This is a genomic window from Pseudomonas sp. GW823-FHT01D03 (assembly GCF_058798255.1).
In genome coordinates this window covers 4,172,902-4,197,241 of the sequence record NZ_JBXAKK010000001.1, presented here as the reverse complement: position 1 = coordinate 4,197,241, position 24,340 = coordinate 4,172,902, and the positions used below count along the sequence as shown (strand labels likewise).

The following is a 24,340-nucleotide window of genomic DNA, read 5'->3' as shown; positions in this document are numbered from 1 at the left end:
GAAAGGCGCGGTCGTGGCTGTTGCCTGTGCGAACGGCCTGCATCTATATAGGACGGATGAGCCGGGCAAATCCCGAAAGACGATATGAAAGCAAATGTTTCGCAATTCCCCCCAGTCGCCACCACCCCCCTGTGGGAGCGGGCTTGCTCGCGAATGCGGTAGATCATTCAACATTGATGTCGACTGACACGACGCCTTCGCGAGCAAGCCCGCTCCCACAGGGGCAGTCATTGATCAGCCGATCAAACACGATTCATGAACGCCGCTCTCACTGCCTGCCAATTGATGCCATCAAGGTGCTCCCTATGATGGAAAGCACCGCATTCCCTTGAGCGAGCGCCCTGATGAGCCCCAGAACCCTCTACGACAAACACATCGATTCGCACACCGTGTGCCGCCTCGACGATCAGGGCCATGTGCTGCTGTATATCGATCGCCAGGTGATCAACGAATACACCAGCCCTCAGGCGTTCAGCGGTCTGCGCGCCGCCGGGCGCAAGGTCTGGCGGCCGGGTACGGCGTTGGCGGTGGTCGATCACGTCAACCCGACCACCCCCAAACGGGTAGCGGCGATGCCTGATGCCGGCGGTGCGCGGCAGGTGTCGTATCTGACGGAGAACTGCCGGGATTTCGGCATCGAACTGCTGGACATTCTCGACAAGCGTCAGGGCATCGAGCATGTAATCGCCCCGGAGCAGGGCTTCGTTCTGCCGGGCATGGTCATCGCTGCCGGTGACAGCCACACCACCACGTACGGTGCGCTGGGTGCGTTCGGATTTGGCGTTGGCACCTCGGAAATCGAGCATCTGCTGGCCTCGCAGACGCTGGTCTACAAACGCCTGAAAAGCATGCGCGTGACGGTGGATGGCGAGTTGGCGGCGGGGCTGACGTCCAAGGATGTGATTATGGCGCTGATCGCCCGCATCGGTGCATCGGGTGCCACTGGCTATGCGATTGAATTCTGCGGTTCGACCATCGATGCACTTAGCGTCGAAGCGCGGATGACCATTTGCAACATGGCCGTAGAGGCGGGCGCACGCGGTGCGTTCATGGCACCGGACGATAAAGTTTTTGCTTATCTCAACGGCAAACCCCGCGCACCACAAGGCGAACGGTGGGTGCGCGGCGTGGAAAAATGGCGTGAATTGCGCAGCGATCCCGGCGCCGTGTTCGACCGCGAAATCCACCTCGACGCCAGCCTGCTGGAACCGATGGTTACTTGGGGCACCAGCCCGGATCAAGTGGCGCCGATCGGTGCGCAGGTGCCGGATCCGCAGGCCATCGACGATCCGATCCTGCGTCAGGACATGCGCCGCGCCCTGCATTATATGGGCCTGGAGCCGGGAATGGCGCTGCGCGATATCGTCATCAGTCACGCTTTTATCGGCTCCTGCACCAACGCGCGGATCGAAGATTTACGTGACGCCGCCAGCGTGGTGCGCGGGCGGCGGGTGGCCGGGCATGTGCGGGCGATGATCGTGCCCGGCTCCAGTGAGGTCCGCGCTCAGGCTGAAGCCGAAGGGCTGGCGCAGATCTTCATCGACGCCGGGTTTGAATGGCGTCAGTCCGGCTGCTCGATGTGCCTGGCGATGAACGATGACGTACTTGCGCCCGGTGACCGTTGCGCCTCCAGCACCAACCGCAATTTCGAAGGCCGCCAGGGTGCCGGGGCGCGTACGCATCTGATGAGCCCGGCGATGGTGGCTGCCGCGGCGATCAGCGGTCACCTCACCGATATCCGCCACTTTGGAGAACGCCCATGAGCCTGCAACCCTTCACGCAAGTCAGCGGCCAGGCCGCGCCGCTGCTCGCGGCCAACGTCGACACCGACGTGATCATGCCCAAGCAGTTTCTCAAGGGCATCGACCGTCAGGGGCTGGATCGTGGGCTGTTTTTCGATCTGCGCTTTCTTGCCGACGGTACGCCCAACCCTGAATTCGTGCTGAACCAGCCGCCCTGGCAGGGCGCGAGTTTTCTGGTGGTCGGGGCGAATTTCGGTTGCGGTTCCAGCCGCGAACACGCGGTGTGGGGGTTGCAGCAAATGGGCATTCGCGCGCTGATCGGCAGCAGTTTTGCCGGGATCTTCTACGACAACTGCCAGCGCAACGGGGTGTTGCTGATCACGCTGGATGAAGCGCAGGTGCAGCGCATTGGCCGGTTGGTGAGTCAGCCTGAAACGGCGCAGATCCATGTGGATCTAGAGACGCAGCAGATTCATCTGGCGGACGGTGAAATAGTGGATTTCCAGATTGATGACTTGCGCAAGACCGCGCTGTTGCTGGGGCTGGATGCGATAGGCAGTACTTTGCAGCGGCGTGAGCAGATCGAGGCGTTCGAGCGCGAACATCTGGCCGCCAACCCATGGCTGACCTGACACCCCCACTAACCCTTGTAGGAGTGAGCCTGCTCGCGATAGCTGTCATTCAGCCGATGATGATGTCGACTGACACGACGCCATCGCGAGCAGGCTCACTCCTACAAAGGGTTTTGTGTTGTTTGGGTTACAGAGAAAGATCCTTGAAATGCCCCTGCAAAAACTCCACACACGCCCGCAGCTTCCCGGAGTTGGCCAGCCGCGTCGGGTACACCGCCCAGACGTTGGCGCTCTGGCTGTAATCGGCCAGCACCGGCAGCAGTCGGCCCTGATCCAGCAACGGTTTCACATCCCACAATGAACGCAGCAGCACGCCGCGTCCGTCGAGCGCCCATTGCAGGACGATCTCGCCGTTGTTGGACGACAGCGGCCCACTGACCCGCACGCTTTCCTGCGTGCCGTCGCGATCCAGATGCCAGATGCCGAAGGCGTTGTCGCGCTCCTTGATCACCAGGCAGTCATGTTGTTGCAGATCGTCCAAGGTCTGCGGTGTGCCGCGGCGTTCGAGGTATTCGGGCGCAGCGCACAGCACTCGGCGGTTGCTCACCAGTTGCCGGCCGATGTGCTGACCGGGCAGGTCGTCGCCGACGCGGATTTCCAGATCGAAGCCCTCGTTGACGATGTCCACCGCGCGGTCGAACAGGTCGAGGCGAATCTGCAATTGCGGGTGCCGTTCGGCCAGCAGTGAAACCGCAGGCGCCACATGGTTGCGGCCGAAACCGAAGCTGCTGCAGATGTGCAAGCGCCCGCGTGGGCTGTCGTGAGCGTCGGCGAGATCGTCGTGCAGTTGCTGGAAATCATCGAGGATGCGCAAGGCCCAGCGCTGCACCCGTTCACCGTCCTCGGTCAACGACACGCGGCGACTGGTGCGGTGCAGCAGGCGGGTGCCGAGGGTCGATTCGAGAATCTGGATGCGTTTGCTGACGTAGGCCGGGGACAGGCCCAGTTCATCAGCGGCGGCGGCGAAACCGTTCTTGCGGATCACGGTCAGCAGCACACGCAGGTCTTCGGGCAGGGGCACGGGGTCTTGGTTCTGGGACATGTGGGAACGAGCACTGGCGGCACAAGCCGCCAGCATAGCATCGGCCGTACAGGGCTCGATTCAGCGCAGGAAATCCAGCGCTTCGGCGAGCAACAGTTCGGGCACTTCTTCGGCCAGATAATGCCCGGCCGGCAGCGCCTTGCCACTGACGTTGGTCGCCACTTGCTGCCATTCCTTGAGCGGGTCAAAACAGCGCCCGACCGTGCCTTGCGCGCCCCACAACACCCGCACCGGCAGATCAAGATGATGGCCGGCAGCGATGTCGGCCCGGTCATGTTCCAGATCGATGCTGGCGCTGGCGCGGTAGTCCTCGCAAATGCCCCGGGCGCTGCCGGGACGTTGCAGGCAGCGCAGGTATTCGCTGAATGCTGGCTCGGTGAACGGTGTAAGTCCGGCGCTGCGGCAGCCCATCACGCTGCGCAGATAGGCTTCAGGATCGGCTTCGATCAGGGTTTCCGGCAACGGCGCCGGGCGGATCAGGAAGAACCAGTGCCAATAGGCGCGGGCAAAGGCTTCGTTGGTCTGCGTGTACATCGCCAGGGTCGGAGCGATGTCCAGCAGCATCATCCGTTGCACCGCAGCGCGGTGGTCGAGGGCCAGGCGATGGCCGACCCGGGCGCCACGGTCGTGGGCCAGAATCGAAAATTGTTCGAAGCCCAGCGCCTGCATCAACTCGAGGTTGTCCCTGGCCATTTCGCGTTTCGAGTAATTACGATGTTGTTCATCGGCAGCCGGTCGGGCGCTGTCGCCATAGCCGCGCAGGTCGGCGGCGACCACGGTGAAATGCTCCGCCAACTGCTCGGCAATCTTGTGCCAGATCACGTGGGTCTGCGGGTGTCCGTGCAACAGCAACAGCCCCGGGCCGCTGCCGCCGAGGCGATAGGCGATGTCGACGCCGTTGACGTGGCGCTGGTCTTTGACGAATCCGGCAAACATCGGGCTGATCCTTGTTCAGGTGCGGGTGGGATGCATCCTGAAAGTGTTCGACATTCGGGGCAAGGGTTGAAGCGTGGTGTGGTGGTTCATGAAGTGTAATGTGTGTCGTCAGGGCCGGCCCCTTCGCGAGCAAGCCCGCTCCCACAGGGAACTCTGGTGTTTATACGATTTGTGTCACACAGAAAAACACTGTGGGAGCGGGCTTGCCCGCGAAGAGGCCAGCCCAGCCCCTGAAGATCTCAACCTTGGCTGAACATCTCCATCGCCCGCTGCTTGATCTGCTCTTCCGTCAGATCCTCCTTGCGCGTCGCCAGAAACCACAGGTGACCATAGGGATCCTTCAGCGTCCCGCTGCGATCACCATAAAATTGATCCTTGACCTCCGACACCGCACTCGCCCCGGCATCCAGCGCCCGCCGAAAGGACTTGTCGACATCGGTGACATACAGATGCAGACCGACCGACACGGCATTGTCCGGATCGCTCAACGGCCCTTGATCGCACGGTGTGCCGAGCATGATCGCGCTGTCGCCAATCCGTAGTTCGGCGTGGCCGACGCGCCCGTCGGGCATGTCCAGGCGCATGACCTGGGTCGCGCCGAAGGCTTTCTTGTAGAACTCGATGGCTTCGGCAGCCTTGAGGATGCCGAGGTACGGGGTAATGCTGTGATACCCCTCGGGAATGGGTTTGACGCTCATGACGTTCTCCCTGTTCTTTGTTTTCGGGGTGTGGCTCCACCGGATTTGTGGAAGATTCACTATAGAACTGTCCGCGCGGCCAGCATTTTTCCCCGACGAGCAGTCAGCCGAGGAAATGCGCCCCGGGTCCCTGATCACCGAGCACATCGCCTTGGTTGCGCAACGGGCAGGCCTCCATCGACAGACACCCGCAACCGATGCAACCGGTGAGGCGGTCGCGCAACAAGGTCAGTTGATTGATCCGCTCGTCCAGTTCGCGCCGCCATTGCTCGGACAGGACTTTCCAGTCCGCCGCTGTCGGAGCGCGGTCGTCCGGGAGGATTTTCAGCGCCTCACCAATTTCCGCCAGCGGAATGCCCAGGCGTTGTGCGACCTTGATCAACGCCACCCGGCGCAAGACCGCCCGTGGGTAACGGCGCTGATTGCCGGCATTGCGCTGGCTGCTGATCAGGCCTTTCGATTCATAGAAGTGCAGGGCAGTCACCGCCACACCGCTGCGCGCGGCGACTTCACCGACGGTGAGCTGTTTGTGCAGGTTTTCCTGGGTGATCATTTTGCAAAAGGACACTTGACCTTGACTTAACTAGAGGTTTTACCCTGCAGGCCTTCGAGTCGCAAGACTCGGCTTACGATGAGTGGGGACTTCTCATGCAAACCTCAGCGAAAAATCGCAGTTTTACCCAATTGATCGAATTCGAGATCGAGCCGCGCCAGCAGCCGGCATTGGTCTGTGCGCTGGCGCAGCAGAGCGAACATCTGGCGCAGCGCTACGCAGGCTTTGTCAGCGCCAGCGTCCAGGTCAGCGACGACGGCCGGCGGGTGCTGAGCCTGCTGCAGTGGCAGAGCCGCGAGGCCGGGGAGGCGGCGTTCTGTAGCTTTGAGAGCGGCGAGCAGGATTTCTGGCAGTTGATCCGCGCCCATCAGGCGAGAACCGTGACCTTCAATTCATTCCAGGTGTTGAGCAGCATCGCCCGCAGTCATGACGATGCGCTGCATTGCAACCTGGTCGGCTAGATCGATAACTGGATCAGGCGCTCGCCGCGCAGGTTTTCCGTGAGTCGCCGCTTGTTCACCGCCAGTTCGCCGATCTTGATCAGCCGCGTGCGCGTGACGTTGCGGCTCAGACCGAGCAGCGCGGCGGTGTGCACCTGGTTGTAATGGCAGAAGCGATAGGCGGCGCGCAGCAGGGCGTCTTCGACCTTTTCGTGGAGCGCGCCGGCCTGTTGTTCGAAGAGCTTCTGGAAGGCTCGCTCCAGCAGCGCTTCCGGTGAATCGTCGGCGCTCGACTGCTGATCGTCCGGGCGCTCGATGCGCAGGTTCGACAGGCGCAGGTCGTCGCGCTCGATCACGCCGTTGCGGCAGATCAACAGGGTGTGATGGATGACGTTTTCCAGTTCGCGGATGTTCCCCGGCCAACTGTAGCTGCGCAGTTTCTGTTCGGCCCCGGGGCTGATGCTGACCCGTCCGTAACCGAGGCGCTGGCTGTAGGCCTCGATGAAATGCCGGGTCAGCGGCAGGATATCGCCGGGCCGTTCGCGCAGGGGGCTAAGTTCCAGATTGACCACGTTCAACCGGTAGAACAGGTCTTCGCGGAAGTTGCCGGCATTTATCGCTTTCTCCAGTTGCACGTTGGTCGCGGCCAGCACGCGCACATCGATCGGAATGCTCTTGCGCGAGCCGAGGCGCACCACTTCGCGTTCCTGCAACACGCGCAGCAACTTGACCTGAATCGCCATCGGCAAATCGCCGATTTCGTCGAGGAACAGGGTGCCGCCATCCGCCTCTTCGAACCAGCCGGCCTTGGCACTCAAGGCGCCAGTGAAGGCGCCTTTTTCATGGCCGAACAGCTCGGCTTCCACCAGCGATTCGGAGAACGCACCGCAGTTGACCGCGACAAACGGCCGATGCCGGCGGTGGCTCAGATTGTGGATGTGCCGCGCCACCAGTTCCTTGCCGGTGCCGGTCTCGCCGATGATCAGCACGCTGGCTTCGCTCGGCGCGACTTGTTGCAGATGCGCCAGCAGGGCCTGGGATTTCGGGTCTTCGAAGACTTGCGCGGTGGCGCGGATCGACGTCGCCAGCGCGGGTGAGGGCGGAAGGGTCAGCAGTTGCATGGGGCTCGCTCCATTAAAGGCAAGATCAGGAATAGAACGTCGGCACCGGCAGCGCCTGGTTCAGCGCCCAGTCGCCCAGCTCGTGGAGTTTGTAATCGAGCGGATCGTGCAGGGTCTGCGTGCGCAGGTTGCGCCAGTGCCGATCGAGGCGCAGCGAAGCGTGGGTCGAACGCGCGCCGGTGACTTCGAATAAACGGCTGCAAATTTCCAGTCCCTGACGACTGGCGGCGACCTTGGCGGTGGCAATCGCCGTGGCCAGATGTCCACGTTCTTCTGCCGTCAGGTTCGGGCCTTGGACCCAGGCGTCGTCGAGCAGCGCGGCAGCCCGTTCGACCAGCAGGCGGATGCCTTCCAGCGCGACCCAGAACTCGCCGTAATGCGCGAGCACGTACGGGTCTTCACGCACATTGCGGGCGGCGGATTTGTGCCAGAGCCGGGTTTCGCTCAGCGTGTACTGGCGCGCTTCCTCAAACGCACCTTCGGCGATGCCGAGGAACATGTGGGTGAAGGTCAGTTGCGCGATCAGCGGACGCAGGCAAGCGAACGGTGTGCTCAACGGGCCGGGATCGAGCAGCAGCTCGGATTCCTCGACCCGCACCCGTTCGAACGTAGCGCTGCCGCTGTCGGTCTGGCGCTGGCCGATGTTGTTCCAGTCGTCGTGCAGGGTGATGCCGCTGCGACCGCTGGGGATCGCCGCGATCAGCAATTTGCCACCGGCACTTTCGTCGACGGCCGAGGCGATCAGCATCTGCGAATCGCTGGCGCCGGAGCAGAAGCTTTTCTTCCCGGAAAACTCGCGCCAGCCGCCGAAGTCCTTGACCACGGTGCGGGTGTCGAGCGGGTTGAGGGCGTTGCCCCAGAACCAGTTCTGCCGCGCGGTCTGTTCGAACCACGGCTGCCATTGTTCCGGCCGCGAAAACAGGCGCACGGTGGCGAGCATCAGGTGATGAAAGCCGAAGACGTGGGCGATGGAACTGTCGACCTTGGCGAACTCGCGCACGACTTGCAGGGTTTCGCTCCATGTTGCGCCGAGGCCGCCGTAACGGGTGGGAATGCTCAGGGCCAGCAGGCCGCTGTCGCGCAGGGCATCGCGCTCGGCCTTCGGCGTACCGCCGCGCTCGTCACGCTCGACGGCGGTGAGGGCGAATTCGGCGGCCAGTTGGCGCGCGGTCTGCAGCGGGGAGAGCAGAGTGCTTTGTGGTTTGGCGGTCACGCGGTGTTCCTCATCAAATCGACGCGATTCTCTGTAGGAGTGAGCCTGCTCGCGATGTGGTCAGCACAGTCGACATCACCGTCGCAGACACACCGCTTTCGCGAGCAGGCTCACTCCTACAGGGGGCGTTTTAGGCCTTGGCTTGGGCGGGCAACACATCGTTGGCAATCATTTCGCCAAACGGCCCGGTGAGGTTGGTCACGCCGCGTCCGGCCAGGCTCGCGTAGGGTTCCGGCAGCAGCGGGAACACCAGTTCGGCAAAGCGATAAGCCTCTTCCAGATGCGGATAACCGGAAAAAATGAAGCTCTCGATGCCGAGGTCGGCGTACTCCTTGATCCGCGCGGCCACTTGCTGCGGGTCGCCCACCAGCGCGGTACCGGCACCGCCGCGTACCAGGCCGACGCCGGCCCACAGGTTGGGAGCGATTTCCAGGTTGTCGCGACGCCCGTCGTGCAACGCCGCCATGCGCCGCTGGCCTTCGGAGTCGAAGCGCGAGAAGGATTTCTGCGCGGCCTCTATGGTCTCGTCGCTGATGTGCTCGATCAGTTTGTCCGCAGCCTTCCACGCGTCTTCGGCGGTCTCTCGGACGATGACGTGCAGGCGAATTCCGAACTTCACCTTGCGTCCATGGCGTGCGGCACGTTCACGGACATCGGCGAGTTTTTCGGCGACGGCGGCGGGTGGTTCGCCCCAAGTCAGGTACACGTCGACTTGCTCGGCAGCGAGGTCATGCGCGGCATCGGACGAGCCACCGAAATACAGCGGCGGATACGGTTTCTGCACTGGCGGATAAAGGGCTTTGGCGTTCTGTACTTTCAGGTGTTTGCCTTCGAAATCCACCGATTCGCCTTGCAACACCCGGCGCCAGATCTTGAGGAATTCGTCGGTGACTTCGTAGCGTTCGCTGTGGCTGAGGAAGCTGCCGTCGCCACGGTTTTCGTCGGGATCGCCGCCGGTCACCACGTTGATCAGCAGACGGCCGTTGGACAGTCGATCGAGCGTCGCCGCCATGCGCGCCGAAACGGTTGGCGAAATGATTCCCGGGCGAATCGCTACCAGATAACGCAGGCGTTCGGTCAGCGGCACCAGCGCCGAAGCGATCACCCACGAGTCTTCGCAGGAGCGCCCGGTGGGAATCAGCACGCCGTGGTAGCCGAGGCTGTCGGCGGCTTGCGCCACTTGTTTCAGATAATTCAGGGTGACCGGGCGCGCGCCTTGGGTGGTGCCCAGGTAATGGCCGTCGCCGTGGGTCGGCAGGAACCAGAAAACATCCATGACCAGCTCCTTAAGCGATTTTCAGCAACGGTTTGATTTGTGTGCCGAACAGTGGCGCGGCACGTTCGGCGGCCAGACGGATCCGCGCTTTCAGCGGTTCGCTGGTGATCTGGTAGTCGGCGAAATCGGCTTCGGTGGCGTACACCCCGATCGGCAGGGTCACGGCCTGGAAGAAACTGAACAGCGGGCGCAACTGGTGATCGAGCACCAGCGCATGGCGCTCGCTGCCACCGGTGGCGGCGAGCAGTACTGGGGTGTCGATCAGCGCGTTGAGGTCGATCAGGTCGAACAGATGCTTGAGCAGGCCCGGGTAGGAACCGCGATACACCGGCGCCGCGACGATCAGCAGATCCGCCTGTTCGATGGCTTGCAGTTCGGCTTCGACCTCGGCGCTCAGCTCCTGACGCGACAGCGCGGCGCCGAGCGGGCGGGCGATGTCACCGAGTTCGATCAGATGACTCTCGACCGGCAAGTGCCCGGCCAGTTCGGTCAGCAGCGCTTGGGTCAGCACCAGCGTGCGCGATGGACGCCAGGTGCCACCGGAGAGGGCGACGACTTTCAGGGGACGCGACATGATGAGTTCCTTTTTATCAACAGTTGCTCAGCGAGCAGTGAGTAAGTGCCAAGGCTTGAGCAAGTGCTGTACCAATTCCTGAGAGGCCCGGTTTACCTGGGCTTGAGCGTTCTGGCGTGAGTCGGTTGTGCGGATATCAGGCGGGTTTGTTGATCTGCTGTTGCCTGGGCAACAGTTGCTGGAGCAGCAGTTGTTCGCCGTGTGCAGGGATTTATAGCGGCTGCGGGTTATTCCGTAAAAGAACGTTAATCGATATTTATAGATCATTAGGAGATATAACGCCGATCAAGCTGAAATCCTGATAGCCACTATCGAGAGCGTTGATTTTTGCCCGGGCGGGCGCGGGCGTAGCCTTTGTCCATCGACTACTACTGCTCGCCAGGACGCTCCCCATGAATCGTTTACTGACTGTTTCGCTGCTGCTCGCTGTCTCCTTACTCGCCGGTTGCGCGACCCACGTTTCCCCCGAACAACGGCCGTACACCACCGAAGAATCCCGCGAACTGGCGATGGAAGCGCTGAACCGCAGCGGCTTGTCTTTCGACGAATATCACGCGAAGAAAGCCGCACTGCTGGGCGAGTCGCCATTCGACAAGAAAGCTGAAATGAGCGCCGGTCGAGCCATACAGCTACACGGTCGTCCAAGTTAATCGAAAACTGTACTGCTCGAATTTTCGCGTAACTGTCCGTGGGTTTGCGCGCTGCCGTGCGATAGGGTCAACACCTGAATGACCCTGACGGATTGCCCCATGACCCTCTCGCTTGATCTGCTGTTGGGCTTTGCCCTGTTTGCCCTTGTCACCTCGATTACACCGGGGCCGAACAACACCATGTTGCTGGCGTCGGGCGTGAACTTCGGCTTCAACCGCACCATTCCTCACATGCTCGGCATCACCTGCGGCTTCTTCGTTTTGGTGGTCGCGGTGGGCTTTGGCCTGGGCGCTGTGTTCCAGACTTATCCGATTCTCTACACGGTGCTGCGCTATGTCGGCGCCGCGTATCTGTTGTACCTGGCGTGGAAAATCGCTCATTCGGGCCCGGTGGGTGATGGCGTGGATGGCGAGGCCAAACCGATCAGCTATCTGGGTGCCGCCGCGTTTCAGTGGTTCAATCCCAAGGCCTGGATCATGGCCATCGGCGCCATCAGTACTTACACGCCGATGCAGGGTTACTTCACCAACGTGGTGGTGATCGCCGCGGTGTTCGCCATCATCAACCTGCCCAGCGTCGGTGTCTGGGCTGCGTGCGGCACGTTGTTGCGCAACGTGCTGAAGGATCCGCGCTGGTTGCGCGTGTTCAACTGGGGCATGGCGGCGCTATTGGTGATTTCGCTGTACCCGTTACTTCTCGAAAGCTTTCACTGACGCATTGCATCAACCGCCGGCCCGATGCCTGTTAAGCTCGGCTTCAGGAGCGTTCCTACGCACTTTTAAATGAAGTTGTTCTTCTTTAACGGCATCCGATCAGGTATTGATGACGGTCTCGAACCCAAGCGCAGCTCACAAGGCTGCGCTGTGCCGTTTGCAGACACGAGCCTCCTGATCCCGGAACACGCTCTGCGAGTCTTTTATGAATAAACGTCCGTTGTATTTCGATTACGCCGCCACCACCCCGGTGGACGAGCGGGTCATCCAGGTGATGATCGATTGTCTGGGGTTTCACGGTAATTTCGGCAACCCGGCGTCCAGCTCCCATGCCTTCGGCCAGCAGGCCCGGCACACGGTCGAGCAGGCCCGTCGGCAAGTCGCCGAACTGGTCGGCGCCGAGGCCACGCAGATCGTCTGGACTTCCGGCGCCACCGAGTCCAACAACCTCGCCCTCAAGGGCGTGGCCCAGGCGCGCGGCGTTGCCGGCGGCCACATCATTACCAGTCAGATCGAACACAAAGCCATTCTCGATACTGCCCGGCAATTGCAGGATGCCGGCGTCGCGGTGACCTATCTGGTGCCGGACGCCGAAGGCCTGATCACCCCGCAGGCGGTCAGCGAAGCCATGCGCGACGACACCTTTCTGGTATCGCTGATGCTGGTCAACAACGAGCTCGGCACCCTTAATGACATCCCGGCCATCGGTGAAGTCGTGCGTGGCCGTGGCGCGTTGTTCCATGTCGATGCCGCGCAGGGCGCCGGCAAAGTGGCGATCGATCTGCAGCAGTGGCCGGTGGACCTGATGTCGTTTTCGGCGCACAAGCTCTACGGCCCCAAGGGGATCGGCGCGTTGTATGTCGGTCCACGGGCGCAGCAGCGTTTGCAGGCGCAGATTCATGGCGGCGGCCACGAAGGCGGGCTGCGCTCCGGGACCCTGGCGACGCATCAGATCGCCGGCATGGGTGCGGCCTTCGCTTTGGCGGCAGCGGAATTCGATGCCGAGAAAAAGTCCATCGTGGCGCTGCGTGAACGGCTGCTCGAACAGTTGCTGAGTCTGCCGGGCGTACGCCTCAACGGCAGCGCCAGCCAGCGCATCGCGCACACGTTGAGCCTGACCTTCAGCGAAGGTGAATTCAACAGTGCGGCCTTGAGCCAGTCGATCGCCTTTTCCGCTACCTCGGCCTGTAACTCGGCGAGCAACACGCCTTCTCACGTGCTGCTGGCGCTGGGGCACGACGCCCGGCTGGCCGGGCGCACCATTCGCCTGAGCCTCGGCCGTTTCACCACCGCCGCCGATGTCGATCAGGCGGCAGAACTGATCAAAGGCGCCTGCGCCAGTGCCCCGGCATTCTGGGCGACAGGGCTTTAACCAGCCGGTTTCACGGCTACGAACAATAACGATGAAGTGATTGGCAGGAGACATGATGAGTACCCAGACTTTGACCGAAGGAACGGTTCCCCAGCGCCTGGCGCACACCCGTGAACTGATGCGCCGCGAAGGCATTCATGCGTTGCTGGTGCCATCGGCCGACCCACATCTGTCGGAATACCTGCCGGGCTACTGGCAAGGGCGGCAATGGCTGTCGGGCTTTCATGGGTCGGTCGGCACTTTGATCGTGACTGCTGATTTCGCCGGAGTCTGGGCCGACAGTCGTTACTGGGAACAGGCGACCAAGGAACTCAAGGGCAGCGGCATCGAACTGGTCAAGCTGCAACCGGGTCAGCCGAGCCCGCTGGACTGGCTGGCGGAGCAGACGCCGGAAGGTGGCGTGGTGGCGGTCGACGGTGCGGTGATGGCCGTCGCTTCGGCGCGGACCCTGAGCAGCAAGCTTGAAGCGCGTGGCGCGTGTCTGCGCACGGACATCGACCTGTTGAATGAAGTCTGGGCCGATCGCCCGAGCCTGCCGAACGCGCCGATCTACCAACATCTGCCACCGCAAGCGACGGTCAGCCGTGGCGAGAAGCTCGCCAAACTGCGTGAGACCCTGCAAGAACGTGGCGCCGATTGGCATTTCATCGCCACTCTCGATGACATCGCCTGGTTGTTCAACCTGCGCGGCGGCGACGTGTCGTTCAACCCGGTGTTTGTTTCTTTTGCGTTGATCAATCAACAGCAAGCAACGCTGTTTGTGGCTTTGAGCAAAGTTGATGCCGAGTTGCGTGCGGTGCTGGAGCAGGACGGCGTGACCCTGCGCGATTACCGCGAAGTCGCTGACGCCCTGCGCGCCGTGCCAGGCGGCGCCAGCCTGTTGGTGGATCCGGCGCGGGTGACCAGCGGTTTGCTGGATAACCTCGACAGCGCGGTGAAACTGGTCGAAGGCCTGAACCCGACTACTCTCGCCAAATCGCAAAAGAGCGAAGCTGATGCGCAACATATCCGCAAGGCCATGGAGCAGGATGGCGCGGCGTTGTGCGAATTCTTCGCCTGGCTGGAATCGGCCTGGGGCCGTGAACGCATCACCGAACTGACCATCGACGAAAAACTCACCGCTGCCCGTGAGCGCCGTCCGGATTACGTGTCGCTGAGCTTCAACACGATTGCCGCGTTTAACGCCAATGGCGCGATGCCGCACTATCACGCCACCGAAGAAGAACACGCGGTGATCGAGGGTGACGGCTTGCTGCTGATCGACTCGGGCGGCCAGTACCTGGGCGGCACCACCGACATCACGCGAATGGTCCCGGTCGGAACCCCGACGGACGAGCAGAAGCGTGATTGCACTCGCGTACTCAAAGGCGTGATTGCCCTGTCGCGGGCGCAGTTCCCGAAAGGCATTCTCTCGCCGTTGCTCGATGCCATCGCCCGCGCACCGATCTGGGCGGAAAGCGTGGATTACGGTCACGGCACTGGTCATGGGGTCGGCTATTTCCTCAACGTGCATGAAGGCCCACAGGTGATCGCCTATCAGGCAGCACCGGCACCGCAAACGGCGATGCAAGCGGGGATGATCACCTCGATCGAACCGGGCACCTATCGTCCGGGTCGTTGGGGCGTGCGCATCGAGAACCTGGCGATGAACCGCGAGGCGGGAAGCAGCGAGTTCGGTGAGTTCCTCAAGTTTGAAACCTTGACCCTGTGCCCGATCGATACGCGCTGCCTGAAGCCATCCTTGCTGACGCAGGAAGAGAAGCAGTGGTTCAACGCCTACCATGCTGAAGTGCGTGAGCGTCTGAGTCCGTTGCTGGAGGGGGCCGCGCTGGAGTGGCTGAACACGCGCACAACAGCGATCTGAATGGCTGAAATCCGGGCGCTGCTGGCAGCGCCCGGGTTCTGTGGTTTTTCTAAGCCTGACGCAGGGCTTCTTCGACGAAGTCGAGGCGATCCTGGCCGAAGAACAACTGATTGCCGATAAACATGCTCGGCGCGCCAAATACACCGCGTTTAATGGCTGTCTCGGTGTTGTCCTTCAGGGCTGCCTTGACTGTCTCGTCGTTGGTCAAGGCCAGGACTTCATTGGGATCGAAGCCCTGTTCGCTCAAAACCGCAGCGACAGTTACCGGCTCATCGAGCGGGCGTCCCTCCACCCACAATGCCTTGAACAGGCAATCGATAAACGTCTGAAAGCGTTCCGGTTGGCGCAGTTGTATGCCAGTGACGGCACGCATCAACATCAACGTGTTGATCGGAAAATGCGGATTGAATTTCAGCGGTACGCCATAGCGTTTGGCGTAGCGATCCAGATCCTGAAACATGTAGCGGCCCTTCGCCGGAATCATCGCCGGCGAAGCGTTGCCGGTCGCTTTGAACACGCCGCCCAGCAGCATCGGGATGTAGATCAGTTGGCTGCCGGTGTCGGCACAGATTTTCGGCAACTGGGTATAGGCCAGATAGGTGGCAGGGCTGCCGAGATCGAAATAGAACTCTACGGTTTTCGTCATATTCGCTGCTCTCTATTTATTGTTATGGAGGAGGCGGGGCTTACCAGCGTTCGTTCCACGGGCGCAGATCCAGCTCGAACGTCCAGGCGTCCCGTGGCTGACTGTGCAGATACCAGTAGTTTTCGGCGATGTGCTCGGGATTGAGAATACCGTCCTGATCCTTGGTCGCGTACTTCTCGGGGAAACTGTTGCGGATGAAGTCGGTATCGATCGCGCCATCGACCACTACATGGGCGACGTGGATGTTCATCGGCCCCAACTCGCGCGCCATGCTTTGCGCCAGTGCACGGATGCCGTGTTTGGCCCCGGCAAACGCGGCAAATCCGGAAGCACCGCGCAGCCCGGCGGTGGCGCCAGTGAACAGAATGGTGCCGCGTTTGCGGGTGACCATGCGCTTGGCCACTTCGCGGGCATTGAGGAAACCGGAGAAACAGGCCATCTCCCAGATCTTGAAATACTTGCGCGCAGTTTCTTCAAGAATGCTGCAAGGCACATTGGCGCCGATGTTGAAAACGAACGCTTCGATCGGACCAAGGCGAGTTTCGATCTCTTCAATCAACGCAATGACGTCTTCTTCTTTTCGCGCATCGCAGGCGAAGCCGTGTGCCTCTCCACCCTCGGCCTGAATCGCCTCGACCAGCGGCTGCAATTTGTCGGCACTGCGCCGGGTGACGCAAGCGATAAAACCTTCTCTGGCAAAGCGCTTGGCAATCGCTCCGCCGGTGGCATCGCCAGCACCCACCACCAACACGACCTTCTTGTTATTCATGGGTAGATCCCGTTAGTAAACGATCGTTAAGTGAACGAACGTTATGCTAGGATCCGGACAACGTCAAGGCGGTCGATCAAGAGGGCAAGCACATGCGGTACTCCACCGGTCACAAGCTGGAAACCCGAGAAAAATTGCTCAATAGCAGCGCTCTATCAGCCAAGCGTTCAGGCTTTTCTACGGTCGGTGTCGATGGATTGATGAAGGCTATCGGTCTGAGTGGCGCGGCGTTCTATAGCCACTTTTCGTCAAAAAACGAGCTGTTCACGGCCATCGTCGAGCGCGAGCTGTGTCAAAGCCTGGAGCGACTCGGTGGTGGAGGAGGGCAGGATCGCGAGCGGCTGGAACGCTGTCTTAAACAGTACCTGAGCATGGCTCACGTGGAGCAGCCAGAATCGGGCTGTGCCTTGCCGACGCTGGGCGCGGAAATTGCCCGTTCAGATGATCAGGTTCGCGAGCAGGCAGAACTGTGGATTTGTCGGCTGCAAGCCAGTTGGGCGCAGACTCTGCAGAGCGACAGCCTGGCATGGTCGATTCTGTCGCAATGTGTCGGGGCGCTGGTAGTGGCGCGGATGCTGGTGACGCCGGACATTCAACGGACGGTATTGAAATCCAGTCATGCGGAAATCGGGCGTCAACTGGCTGCTCGACAAGGTGAGCAGCCAGAATGATTCATTTACAGATGACGATCATGCTGCGGCTGGTGTAGCCGGCCGGATTGAGACCGAACGGGTAGTCGCCGGGCTCTTCCACGGTGTCCCCTGATTTGGCGATGACCTTATAGCCCTTTGGAGCGCAAGCATTGGCGGCGCTGGTGTAGCACTTGTCCCAAGAGGACGACAGCCCGGAACAGTTGATGTGCAGCCCTTTTTTACCGTGCTTCACTTGGGTCTTGGAGGTGGCTGCGCACCCCGCTACTGCCAATACAGCGATCAGTATCAAAATTCGTTTCATTACCGTCCTTATGGTAGCCACGAGTCTGGCGCTCGGGTCTGCCTGTATTCGCCTGCGCTTTAAGCGGTTTGATATCCCTGTCCGAAAAAATCCATGCCTGGCACTGAGTTAAGGGGCTTAAACATGGCCTAAATGAACGTCAATTGCCAGACCTTCGTCAAATACTGTTTCAATCTGCAGCAACAACGGGTTTGGCGTTACTGCCCATGGTCATCGTTGCCCCGACGGAGGCCAGAATAATGCACAGAATCGCCATCCATTGTGACAGCGTGAGGTACTCCTGCAGGAATAGCAGCCCGGACAACGCGCCAAAGGCCGGTTCGATGCTCATCAAAGTCCCGAAGGTGCGGGCCGGTATGCGGGTAAGGGCGACCATCTCCAGCGTGTAGGGCAAAGCGGTTGAGAGGATGGCGACGCCGATGGCCACCGGGATCAGCGACGGGGTGAGTAATGCCGCGCCGGCATGCACGATGCCGATCGGGGCGACAAACAGTGCGGCAATCATCACGCCCAGGGCCGCAGTCGTCACGCCGTTGTCGGCACCGGCCTTTTGGCCGAACAGAATGTACAGTGCCCAGCACACGCCGGCCCCCAAGGCATAACCGGCACCGACCAGATCAATCCCCGTGGATGTCGCTCCGGTCGGGATCAACAGCAGCAGGCCAACTGCCGCCAGAGCAATCCAGAGGAAATCGATCGCGCGGCGAGAGGCGTAGATGGCGACGGCCAGCGGACCCGTGAATTCAAGCGCGACTGCAATGCCAAGTGGCACGGTGCGCAGTGACATATAAAAGAGGAAATTCATCCCGCCCAGCGCCATTCCGTAAACGATCACCGTGCGCAGGGACTGAGCTGTCAGCCTTGCGCGCCACGGGCGCAATAACAGCAGCATGATTACGCTGGCGAAAACCAGGCGCAGAGTAGTCGTCCCTTGAGCGCCAACCACCGGAAACATGCTCTTGGCCAGAGAGGCGCCAGACTGGATGGATGCCATGGCTATTAACAAGAGGCCAACCGGGAACAGCGTTGAGGCCAGGGAGCGAGGTTGGTCAGTCATTGCGAGGCATCATCCGAAGGTGAGAGCGGGGGTGTTGTTTTAAGTGTTGGGCAATATACTGCGCATTCGCTGACGTTGCGTCTATATATAAGCAGGCTTTTTCGATGACTTGATAGAAAAGTAAAATTAACGGTTGACGGCAGATTCAGGAGGTCTATAATTCGCCCCACTTCCGGCGCAGTCGAAACGGAAAACTCCTTGAGATTCAATGAGTTATGTAGGTTTCGACAGCGAGTTGCTTCAGTTCATCGAAGCCTGGAAGGAGTTGAAAGGGCGGTGATGTTTGGCTCTTTTGACGGTTCGATCTTCTCGGTCGAAAGCGGTGAAAAAGAGGTGTTGACAGCAGCGTGTAACGCTGTAGAATTCGCCTCCCGCTGACGAGAGATCGGAAGCGCAAGTGGTTGAAGTTGTTGAAGAATTCTTCGAAAACTTCTGAAAATAATCACTTGACAGCAAATGAGGCTGCTGTAGAATGCGCGCCTCGGTTGAGACGAAAGATCTTAACCAACCGCTCTTTAACAACTGAATCAAGCAATTCGTGTGGGTGCTTGTGGAGTCAGACTGATAGTCAACAAGATTATCAGCATCACAAGTTACTCCGCGAGAAATCAAAGATGTAACCAACGATTGCTGAGCCAAGTTTAGGGTTTCTTAAAAACCCAAAGATGTTTGAACTGAAGAGTTTGATCATGGCTCAGATTGAACGCTGGCGGCAGGCCTAACACATGCAAGTCGAGCGGATGAAGGGAGCTTGCTCCTGGATTCAGCGGCGGACGGGTGAGTAATGCCTAGGAATCTGCCTGGTAGTGGGGGACAACGTTTCGAAAGGAACGCTAATACCGCATACGTCCTACGGGAGAAAGCAGGGGACCTTCGGGCCTTGCGCTATCAGATGAGCCTAGGTCGGATTAGCTAGTTGGTGAGGTAATGGCTCACCAAGGCGACGATCCGTAACTGGTCTGAGAGGATGATCAGTCACACTGGAACTGAGACACGGTCCAGACTCCTACGGGAGGCAGCAGTGGGGAATATTGGACAATGGGCGAAAGCCTGATCCAGCCATGCCGCGTGTGTGAAGAAGGTCTTCGGATTGTAAAGCACTTTAAGTTGGGAGGAAGGGTTGTAGATTAATACTCTGCAATTTTGACGTTACCGACAGAATAAGCACCGGCTAACTCTGTGCCAGCAGCCGCGGTAATACAGAGGGTGCAAGCGTTAATCGGAATTACTGGGCGTAAAGCGCGCGTAGGTGGTTTGTTAAGTTGGATGTGAAATCCCCGGGCTCAACCTGGGAACTGCATCCAAAACTGGCAAGCTAGAGTATGGTAGAGGGTGGTGGAATTTCCTGTGTAGCGGTGAAATGCGTAGATATAGGAAGGAACACCAGTGGCGAAGGCGACCACCTGGACTGATACTGACACTGAGGTGCGAAAGCGTGGGGAGCAAACAGGATTAGATACCCTGGTAGTCCACGCCGTAAACGATGTCAACTAGCCGTTGGGAGCCTTGAGCTCTTAGTGGCGCAGCTAACGCATTAAGTTGACCGCCTGGGGAGTACGGCCGCAAGGTTAAAACTCAAATGAATTGACGGGGGCCCGCACAAGCGGTGGAGCATGTGGTTTAATTCGAAGCAACGCGAAGAACCTTACCAGGCCTTGACATCCAATGAACTTTCCAGAGATGGATTGGTGCCTTCGGGAGCATTGAGACAGGTGCTGCATGGCTGTCGTCAGCTCGTGTCGTGAGATGTTGGGTTAAGTCCCGTAACGAGCGCAACCCTTGTCCTTAGTTACCAGCACGTAATGGTGGGCACTCTAAGGAGACTGCCGGTGACAAACCGGAGGAAGGTGGGGATGACGTCAAGTCATCATGGCCCTTACGGCCTGGGCTACACACGTGCTACAATGGTCGGTACAGAGGGTTGCCAAGCCGCGAGGTGGAGCTAATCCCACAAAACCGATCGTAGTCCGGATCGCAGTCTGCAACTCGACTGCGTGAAGTCGGAATCGCTAGTAATCGCGAATCAGAATGTCGCGGTGAATACGTTCCCGGGCCTTGTACACACCGCCCGTCACACCATGGGAGTGGGTTGCACCAGAAGTAGCTAGTCTAACCTTCGGGAGGACGGTTACCACGGTGTGATTCATGACTGGGGTGAAGTCGTAACAAGGTAGCCGTAGGGGAACCTGCGGCTGGATCACCTCCTTAATCGACGACATCAGCTGCTCCATAAGTTCCCACACGAATTGCTTGATTCATTGAAGAAGACGATAGAAGCAGCCCGAAATTGGGTCTGTAGCTCAGTTGGTTAGAGCGCACCCCTGATAAGGGTGAGGTCGGCAGTTCGAATCTGCCCAGACCCACCAATTTTTGTGTGGGAAACCTGTAGAAATACGGGGCCATAGCTCAGCTGGGAGAGCGCCTGCCTTGCACGCAGGAGGTCAGCGGTTCGATCCCGCTTGGCTCCACCACCACTGCTTCTGAAGTTTGAAAGCTTAGAAATGAGCATTCCATCGCTGTGATGGTGAATGCTGATTTCTAGTCTTTTGATTAGATCGTTCTTTAAAAATTTGGGTATGTGATAGAAAGATAGACTGAACGTTACTTTCACTGGTAACGGATCAGGCTAAGGTAAAATTTGTGAGTGACTCTTAAGAGTTTTGCGAATTTTCGGCGAATGTCGTCTTCACAGTATAACCAGATTGCTTGGGGTTATATGGTCAAGTGAAGAAGCGCATACGGTGGATGCCTTGGCAGTCAGAGGCGATGAAAGACGTGGTAGCCTGCGAAAAGCTTCGGGGAGTCGGCAAACAGACTTTGATCCGGAGATGTCTGAATGGGGGAACCCAGCCATCATAAGATGGTTATCTTGTACTGAATACATAGGTGCAAGAGGCGAACCAGGGGAACTGAAACATCTAAGTACCCTGAGGAAAAGAAATCAACCGAGATTCCCTTAGTAGTGGCGAGCGAACGGGGACTAGCCCTTAAGTGGCTTTGAGATTAGCGGAACGCTCTGGAAAGTGCGGCCATAGTGGGTGATAGCCCTGTACGCGAAAATCTCTTAGTCATGAAATCGAGTAGGACGGAGCACGAGAAACTTTGTCTGAATATGGGGGGACCATCCTCCAAGGCTAAATACTACTGACTGACCGATAGTGAACTAGTACCGTGAGGGAAAGGCGAAAAGAACCCCGGAGAGGGGAGTGAAATAGATCCTGAAACCGTATGCGTACAAGCAGTGGGAGCCCACTTTGTTGGGTGACTGCGTACCTTTTGTATAATGGGTCAGCGACTTATTTTCAGTGGCGAGCTTAACCGAATAGGGGAGGCGTAGCGAAAGCGAGTCTTAATAGGGCGTCTAGTCGCTGGGAATAGACCCGAAACCGGGCGATCTATCCATGGGCAGGTTGAAGGTTAGGTAACACTGACTGGAGGACCGAACCGACTACCGTTGAAAAGTTAGCGGATGACCTGTGGATCGGAGTGAAAGGCTAATCAAGCTCGGAGATAGCTGGTTCTCCTCGAAAGCTATTTAGGTAGCGCCTCATGTATCACTGTAGGGGGTAGAGCACTGTTTCGGCTAGGGGGTCATCCCGACTTACCAAACCGATGCAAACTCCGAATACCTACAAGTGCCGAGCATGGGAGACACACGGCGGGTGCTAACGTCCGTCGTGAAAAGGGAAACAACCCAGACCGTCAGCTAAGGTCCCAAAGTTATGGTTAAGTGGGAAACGATGTGGGAAGGCTTAGACAGCTAGGAGGTTGGCTTAGAAGCAGCCACCCTTTAAAGAAAGCGTAATAGCTCACTAGTCGAGTCGGCCTGCGCGGAAGATGTAACGGGGCTCAAACCATACACCGAAGCTACGGGTATCACGCAAGTGATGCGGTAGAGGAGCGTTCTGTAAGCCTGTGAAGGTGAGTTGAGAAGCTTGCTGGAGGTATCAGAAGTGCGAATGCTGACATGAGTAACGACAATGGGTGTGAAAAACACCCACGCCGAAAGACCAAGGTTTCCTGCGCAACGTTAATCGACGCAGGGTTAGTCGGTCCCTAAGGCGAGGCTGAAAAGCGTAGTCGATGGAAAACAGGTTAATATTCCTGTACTTCTGGTTATTGCGATGGAGGGACGGAGAAGGCTAGGCCAGCTTGGCGTTGGTTGTCCAAGTTTAAGGTGGTAGGCTGAGATCTTAGGTAAATCCGGGATCTTAAGGCCGAGAGCTGATGACGAGTTACCCTTTGGGTGACGAAGTGGTTGATGCCATGCTTCCAAGAAAAGCTTCTAAGCTTCAGATAACCAGGAACCGTACCCCAAACCGACACAGGTGGTTGGGTAGAGAATACCAAGGCGCTTGAGAGAACTCGGGTGAAGGAACTAGGCAAAATGGCACCGTAACTTCGGGAGAAGGTGCGCCGGTGAGGGTGAAGGACTTGCTCCGTAAGCTCATGCCGGTCGAAGATACCAGGCCGCTGCGACTGTTTATTAAAAACACAGCACTCTGCAAACACGAAAGTGGACGTATAGGGTGTGACGCCTGCCCGGTGCCGGAAGGTTAATTGATGGGGTTAGCTAACGCGAAGCTCTTGATCGAAGCCCCGGTAAACGGCGGCCGTAACTATAACGGTCCTAAGGTAGCGAAATTCCTTGTCGGGTAAGTTCCGACCTGCACGAATGGCGTAACGATGGCGGCGCTGTCTCCACCCGAGACTCAGTGAAATTGAAATCGCTGTGAAGATGCAGTGTATCCGCGGCTAGACGGAAAGACCCCGTGAACCTTTACTATAGCTTTGCACTGGACTTTGAATTTGCTTGTGTAGGATAGGTGGGAGGCTTTGAAGCGTGGACGCCAGTTCGCGTGGAGCCATCCTTGAAATACCACCCTGGCAACTTTGAGGTTCTAACTCAGGTCCGTTATCCGGATCGAGGACAGTGTATGGTGGGTAGTTTGACTGGGGCGGTCTCCTCCTAAAGAGTAACGGAGGAGTACGAAGGTGCGCTCAGACCGGTCGGAAATCGGTCGTAGAGTATAAAGGCAAAAGCGCGCTTGACTGCGAGACAGACACGTCGAGCAGGTACGAAAGTAGGTCTTAGTGATCCGGTGGTTCTGTATGGAAGGGCCATCGCTCAACGGATAAAAGGTACTCCGGGGATAACAGGCTGATACCGCCCAAGAGTTCATATCGACGGCGGTGTTTGGCACCTCGATGTCGGCTCATCACATCCTGGGGCTGAAGCCGGTCCCAAGGGTATGGCTGTTCGCCATTTAAAGTGGTACGCGAGCTGGGTTTAGAACGTCGTGAGACAGTTCGGTCCCTATCTGCCGTGGACGTTTGAGATTTGAGAGGGGCTGCTCCTAGTACGAGAGGACCGGAGTGGACGAACCTCTGGTGTTCCGGTTGTCACGCCAGTGGCATTGCCGGGTAGCTATGTTCGGGAAAGATAACCGCTGAAAGCATCTAAGCGGGAAACTTGCCTCAAGATGAGATCTCACTGGAACCTTGAGTTCCCTGAAGGGCCGTCGAAGACTACGACGTTGATAGGTTGGGTGTGTAAGCGCTGTGAGGCGTTGAGCTAACCAATACTAATTGCCCGTGAGGCTTGACCATATAACACCCAAGCAATCTGAATGCTCGAAAGAGACCAGATTGCGGTGTGTGAAGACGCAATGAACCGAAAGTTCGCGATGCTCACAAACACCTGTATCACATACCCGATTTGCTGAAGCGAGGCCAACGTGCCACGAGTCAGTACCCGAATTTCTTGACGACCATAGAGCGTTGGAACCACCTGATCCCATCCCGAACTCAGAAGTGAAACGATGCATCGCCGATGGTAGTGTGGGGTTTCCCCATGTGAGAGTAGGTCATCGTCAAGATTAAATTCCGAAACCCCAATTGCGAAAGCAGTTGGGGTTTTGTTTTGCCCGCAGGAAAGTGGTTTGCCTGCCAATACATGCGGTATGAGCGTCCCAGCTGTCACCAAGGACTGCCATTGGGGAAAAACCATCTGAACTGACCACTCGGTTTTTGGTATGGTGCAGCTCGTTTTTTAACGGACTGATGTCATGCCCACGGATCGGCACT

General features: G+C 58.7%; 20 protein-coding genes, 2 tRNA genes and 3 rRNA genes. 13 read left to right on the top strand and 12 right to left on the bottom strand.

Annotated features, from left to right (window positions below):
• Positions 1-344 precede the first annotated feature (344 nt).
• Both leuC and leuD read left to right on the top strand, forming a co-directional pair.
• Entirely contained in the window at positions 345-1,763 is a 1,419-nt protein-coding gene (gene leuC / locus AC1RBR_RS18400) for a 3-isopropylmalate dehydratase large subunit (RefSeq protein ID WP_492565979.1), read from the top strand.
• A complete protein-coding gene (leuD, locus tag AC1RBR_RS18395; protein ID WP_492565977.1) occupies positions 1,760-2,374 on the top strand; it encodes a 3-isopropylmalate dehydratase small subunit in 615 nt (204 codons plus the stop codon). Before leuC ends, leuD begins: the two co-directional genes overlap by 4 nt.
• A 127-nt stretch (positions 2,375-2,501) precedes the next feature.
• On the opposite strand, the gene AC1RBR_RS18390 is transcribed toward leuD, so the two are convergent.
• The 4 genes from AC1RBR_RS18390 to soxR all read right to left on the bottom strand — a co-directional run bounded on the left by AC1RBR_RS18390 (position 2,502) and on the right by soxR (position 5,603).
• Positions 2,502-3,452: a LysR substrate-binding domain-containing protein gene (locus AC1RBR_RS18390; protein ID WP_492565975.1), complete on the bottom strand. Its 951-nt coding sequence runs from the start codon at positions 3,450-3,452 to the stop codon at positions 2,502-2,504.
• A 24-nt stretch (positions 3,453-3,476) separates the two neighbouring features.
• Positions 3,477-4,352 (bottom strand): alpha/beta fold hydrolase, encoded by an 876-nt coding sequence (locus AC1RBR_RS18385; RefSeq protein ID WP_492565973.1) that lies wholly within the window; start codon positions 4,350-4,352, stop codon positions 3,477-3,479.
• Between the two features lie 239 nt (positions 4,353-4,591).
• The gene (locus AC1RBR_RS18380; protein WP_492565971.1) at positions 4,592-5,050 is read right to left on the bottom strand and encodes a VOC family protein; all 459 of its coding nucleotides are present in this window, start codon (positions 5,048-5,050) and stop codon (positions 4,592-4,594) included.
• 103 nt (positions 5,051-5,153) lie between these two features.
• On the bottom strand, positions 5,154-5,603 hold the full coding sequence (soxR, locus tag AC1RBR_RS18375) for a redox-sensitive transcriptional activator SoxR (protein ID WP_253150021.1): 450 nt from the start codon (positions 5,601-5,603) through the stop codon (positions 5,154-5,156).
• A gap of 95 nt (positions 5,604-5,698) precedes the next feature.
• Between soxR and AC1RBR_RS18370 the strand changes: the two genes are divergently transcribed.
• Complete coding sequence (locus AC1RBR_RS18370) at positions 5,699-6,064, top strand: antibiotic biosynthesis monooxygenase (protein WP_443536330.1); 366 nt, start codon at positions 5,699-5,701, stop codon at positions 6,062-6,064.
• On the opposite strand, the gene AC1RBR_RS18365 is transcribed toward AC1RBR_RS18370, so the two are convergent.
• The 4 genes from AC1RBR_RS18365 to msuE form a co-directional block, all read right to left on the bottom strand.
• Complete coding sequence (locus AC1RBR_RS18365; protein WP_492565969.1) at positions 6,061-7,164, bottom strand: sigma-54 interaction domain-containing protein; 1,104 nt, start codon at positions 7,162-7,164, stop codon at positions 6,061-6,063. The two genes, AC1RBR_RS18370 and AC1RBR_RS18365, sit on opposite strands and share 4 nt — an antisense overlap.
• A 25-nt stretch (positions 7,165-7,189) precedes the next feature.
• Positions 7,190-8,377, bottom strand: a complete 1,188-nt coding sequence (locus AC1RBR_RS18360) for an acyl-CoA dehydrogenase family protein (RefSeq protein WP_492565967.1) — start codon at positions 8,375-8,377, stop codon at positions 7,190-7,192.
• Between the two features lie 130 nt (positions 8,378-8,507).
• Positions 8,508-9,653, bottom strand: a complete 1,146-nt coding sequence (gene ssuD, locus AC1RBR_RS18355) for an FMNH2-dependent alkanesulfonate monooxygenase (RefSeq protein ID WP_083368361.1) — start codon at positions 9,651-9,653, stop codon at positions 8,508-8,510.
• A 10-nt stretch (positions 9,654-9,663) separates the two neighbouring features.
• Positions 9,664-10,227: an FMN reductase gene (gene msuE, locus AC1RBR_RS18350; RefSeq protein ID WP_492565965.1), complete on the bottom strand. Its 564-nt coding sequence runs from the start codon at positions 10,225-10,227 to the stop codon at positions 9,664-9,666.
• A 392-nt stretch (positions 10,228-10,619) separates the two neighbouring features.
• On the opposite strand from msuE, the gene AC1RBR_RS18345 reads away from it, so the two are divergent.
• The 4 genes from AC1RBR_RS18345 to AC1RBR_RS18330 all read left to right on the top strand — a co-directional run bounded on the left by AC1RBR_RS18345 (position 10,620) and on the right by AC1RBR_RS18330 (position 14,827).
• Positions 10,620-10,877, top strand: a complete 258-nt coding sequence (locus AC1RBR_RS18345; RefSeq protein ID WP_492565963.1) for a hypothetical protein — start codon at positions 10,620-10,622, stop codon at positions 10,875-10,877.
• Positions 10,878-10,976: 99 nt separating this feature from the next.
• Positions 10,977-11,591, top strand: coding sequence for a LysE family translocator (locus AC1RBR_RS18340; protein ID WP_492565961.1), 615 nt, complete (start codon positions 10,977-10,979; stop codon positions 11,589-11,591).
• A 205-nt stretch (positions 11,592-11,796) separates the two neighbouring features.
• Positions 11,797-12,963: an aminotransferase class V-fold PLP-dependent enzyme gene (locus AC1RBR_RS18335; RefSeq protein WP_166497953.1), complete on the top strand. Its 1,167-nt coding sequence runs from the start codon at positions 11,797-11,799 to the stop codon at positions 12,961-12,963.
• Positions 12,964-13,018: 55 nt separating this feature from the next.
• Positions 13,019-14,827 carry an aminopeptidase P family protein gene (locus AC1RBR_RS18330; RefSeq protein ID WP_492565959.1) on the top strand — a complete coding sequence of 603 codons (1,809 nt, stop codon included), beginning with the start codon at positions 13,019-13,021 and terminating at the stop codon, positions 14,825-14,827.
• A 49-nt stretch (positions 14,828-14,876) separates the two neighbouring features.
• On the opposite strand, the gene AC1RBR_RS18325 is transcribed toward AC1RBR_RS18330, so the two are convergent.
• Complete coding sequence (locus AC1RBR_RS18325) at positions 14,877-15,473, bottom strand: 2-hydroxychromene-2-carboxylate isomerase (protein ID WP_492565957.1); 597 nt, start codon at positions 15,471-15,473, stop codon at positions 14,877-14,879.
• Between the two features lie 40 nt (positions 15,474-15,513).
• A complete protein-coding gene (locus AC1RBR_RS18320) occupies positions 15,514-16,242 on the bottom strand; it encodes an SDR family oxidoreductase (RefSeq protein WP_223009459.1) in 729 nt (242 codons plus the stop codon).
• A gap of 92 nt (positions 16,243-16,334) precedes the next feature.
• Between AC1RBR_RS18320 and AC1RBR_RS18315 the strand changes: the two genes are divergently transcribed.
• Positions 16,335-16,913: a TetR/AcrR family transcriptional regulator gene (locus AC1RBR_RS18315; protein ID WP_492565955.1), complete on the top strand. Its 579-nt coding sequence runs from the start codon at positions 16,335-16,337 to the stop codon at positions 16,911-16,913.
• A 1-nt stretch (position 16,914) separates the two neighbouring features.
• Here the strand turns inward: AC1RBR_RS18315 and AC1RBR_RS18310 are convergent, their stop codons facing one another.
• Positions 16,915-17,196, bottom strand: a complete 282-nt coding sequence (locus AC1RBR_RS18310; RefSeq protein WP_095137376.1) for a hypothetical protein — start codon at positions 17,194-17,196, stop codon at positions 16,915-16,917.
• A gap of 169 nt (positions 17,197-17,365) precedes the next feature.
• Positions 17,366-18,253 (bottom strand): threonine/homoserine exporter RhtA, encoded by an 888-nt coding sequence (gene rhtA / locus AC1RBR_RS18305; RefSeq protein WP_095137377.1) that lies wholly within the window; start codon positions 18,251-18,253, stop codon positions 17,366-17,368.
• A 671-nt stretch (positions 18,254-18,924) separates the two neighbouring features.
• Here rhtA and AC1RBR_RS18300 point away from each other — a divergent pair.
• The 5 genes from AC1RBR_RS18300 (at position 18,925) to rrf (ending at position 24,132) form a co-directional block, all read left to right on the top strand.
• A 16S ribosomal RNA gene (locus AC1RBR_RS18300) occupies positions 18,925-20,461 on the top strand.
• An 81-nt stretch (positions 20,462-20,542) separates the two neighbouring features.
• A tRNA-Ile gene (locus tag AC1RBR_RS18295) sits at positions 20,543-20,619 on the top strand.
• 29 nt (positions 20,620-20,648) lie between these two features.
• Positions 20,649-20,724 (top strand) — tRNA-Ala (locus AC1RBR_RS18290).
• Positions 20,725-20,971: 247 nt separating this feature from the next.
• Positions 20,972-23,863, top strand: a 23S ribosomal RNA gene (locus AC1RBR_RS18285).
• 153 nt (positions 23,864-24,016) lie between these two features.
• Positions 24,017-24,132 (top strand): 5S ribosomal RNA (rrf, locus tag AC1RBR_RS18280).
• Together the 16S, 23S and 5S rRNA genes with 2 tRNA genes alongside form the textbook arrangement of a ribosomal RNA operon.
• Positions 24,133-24,340: the final 208 nt, after the last annotated feature.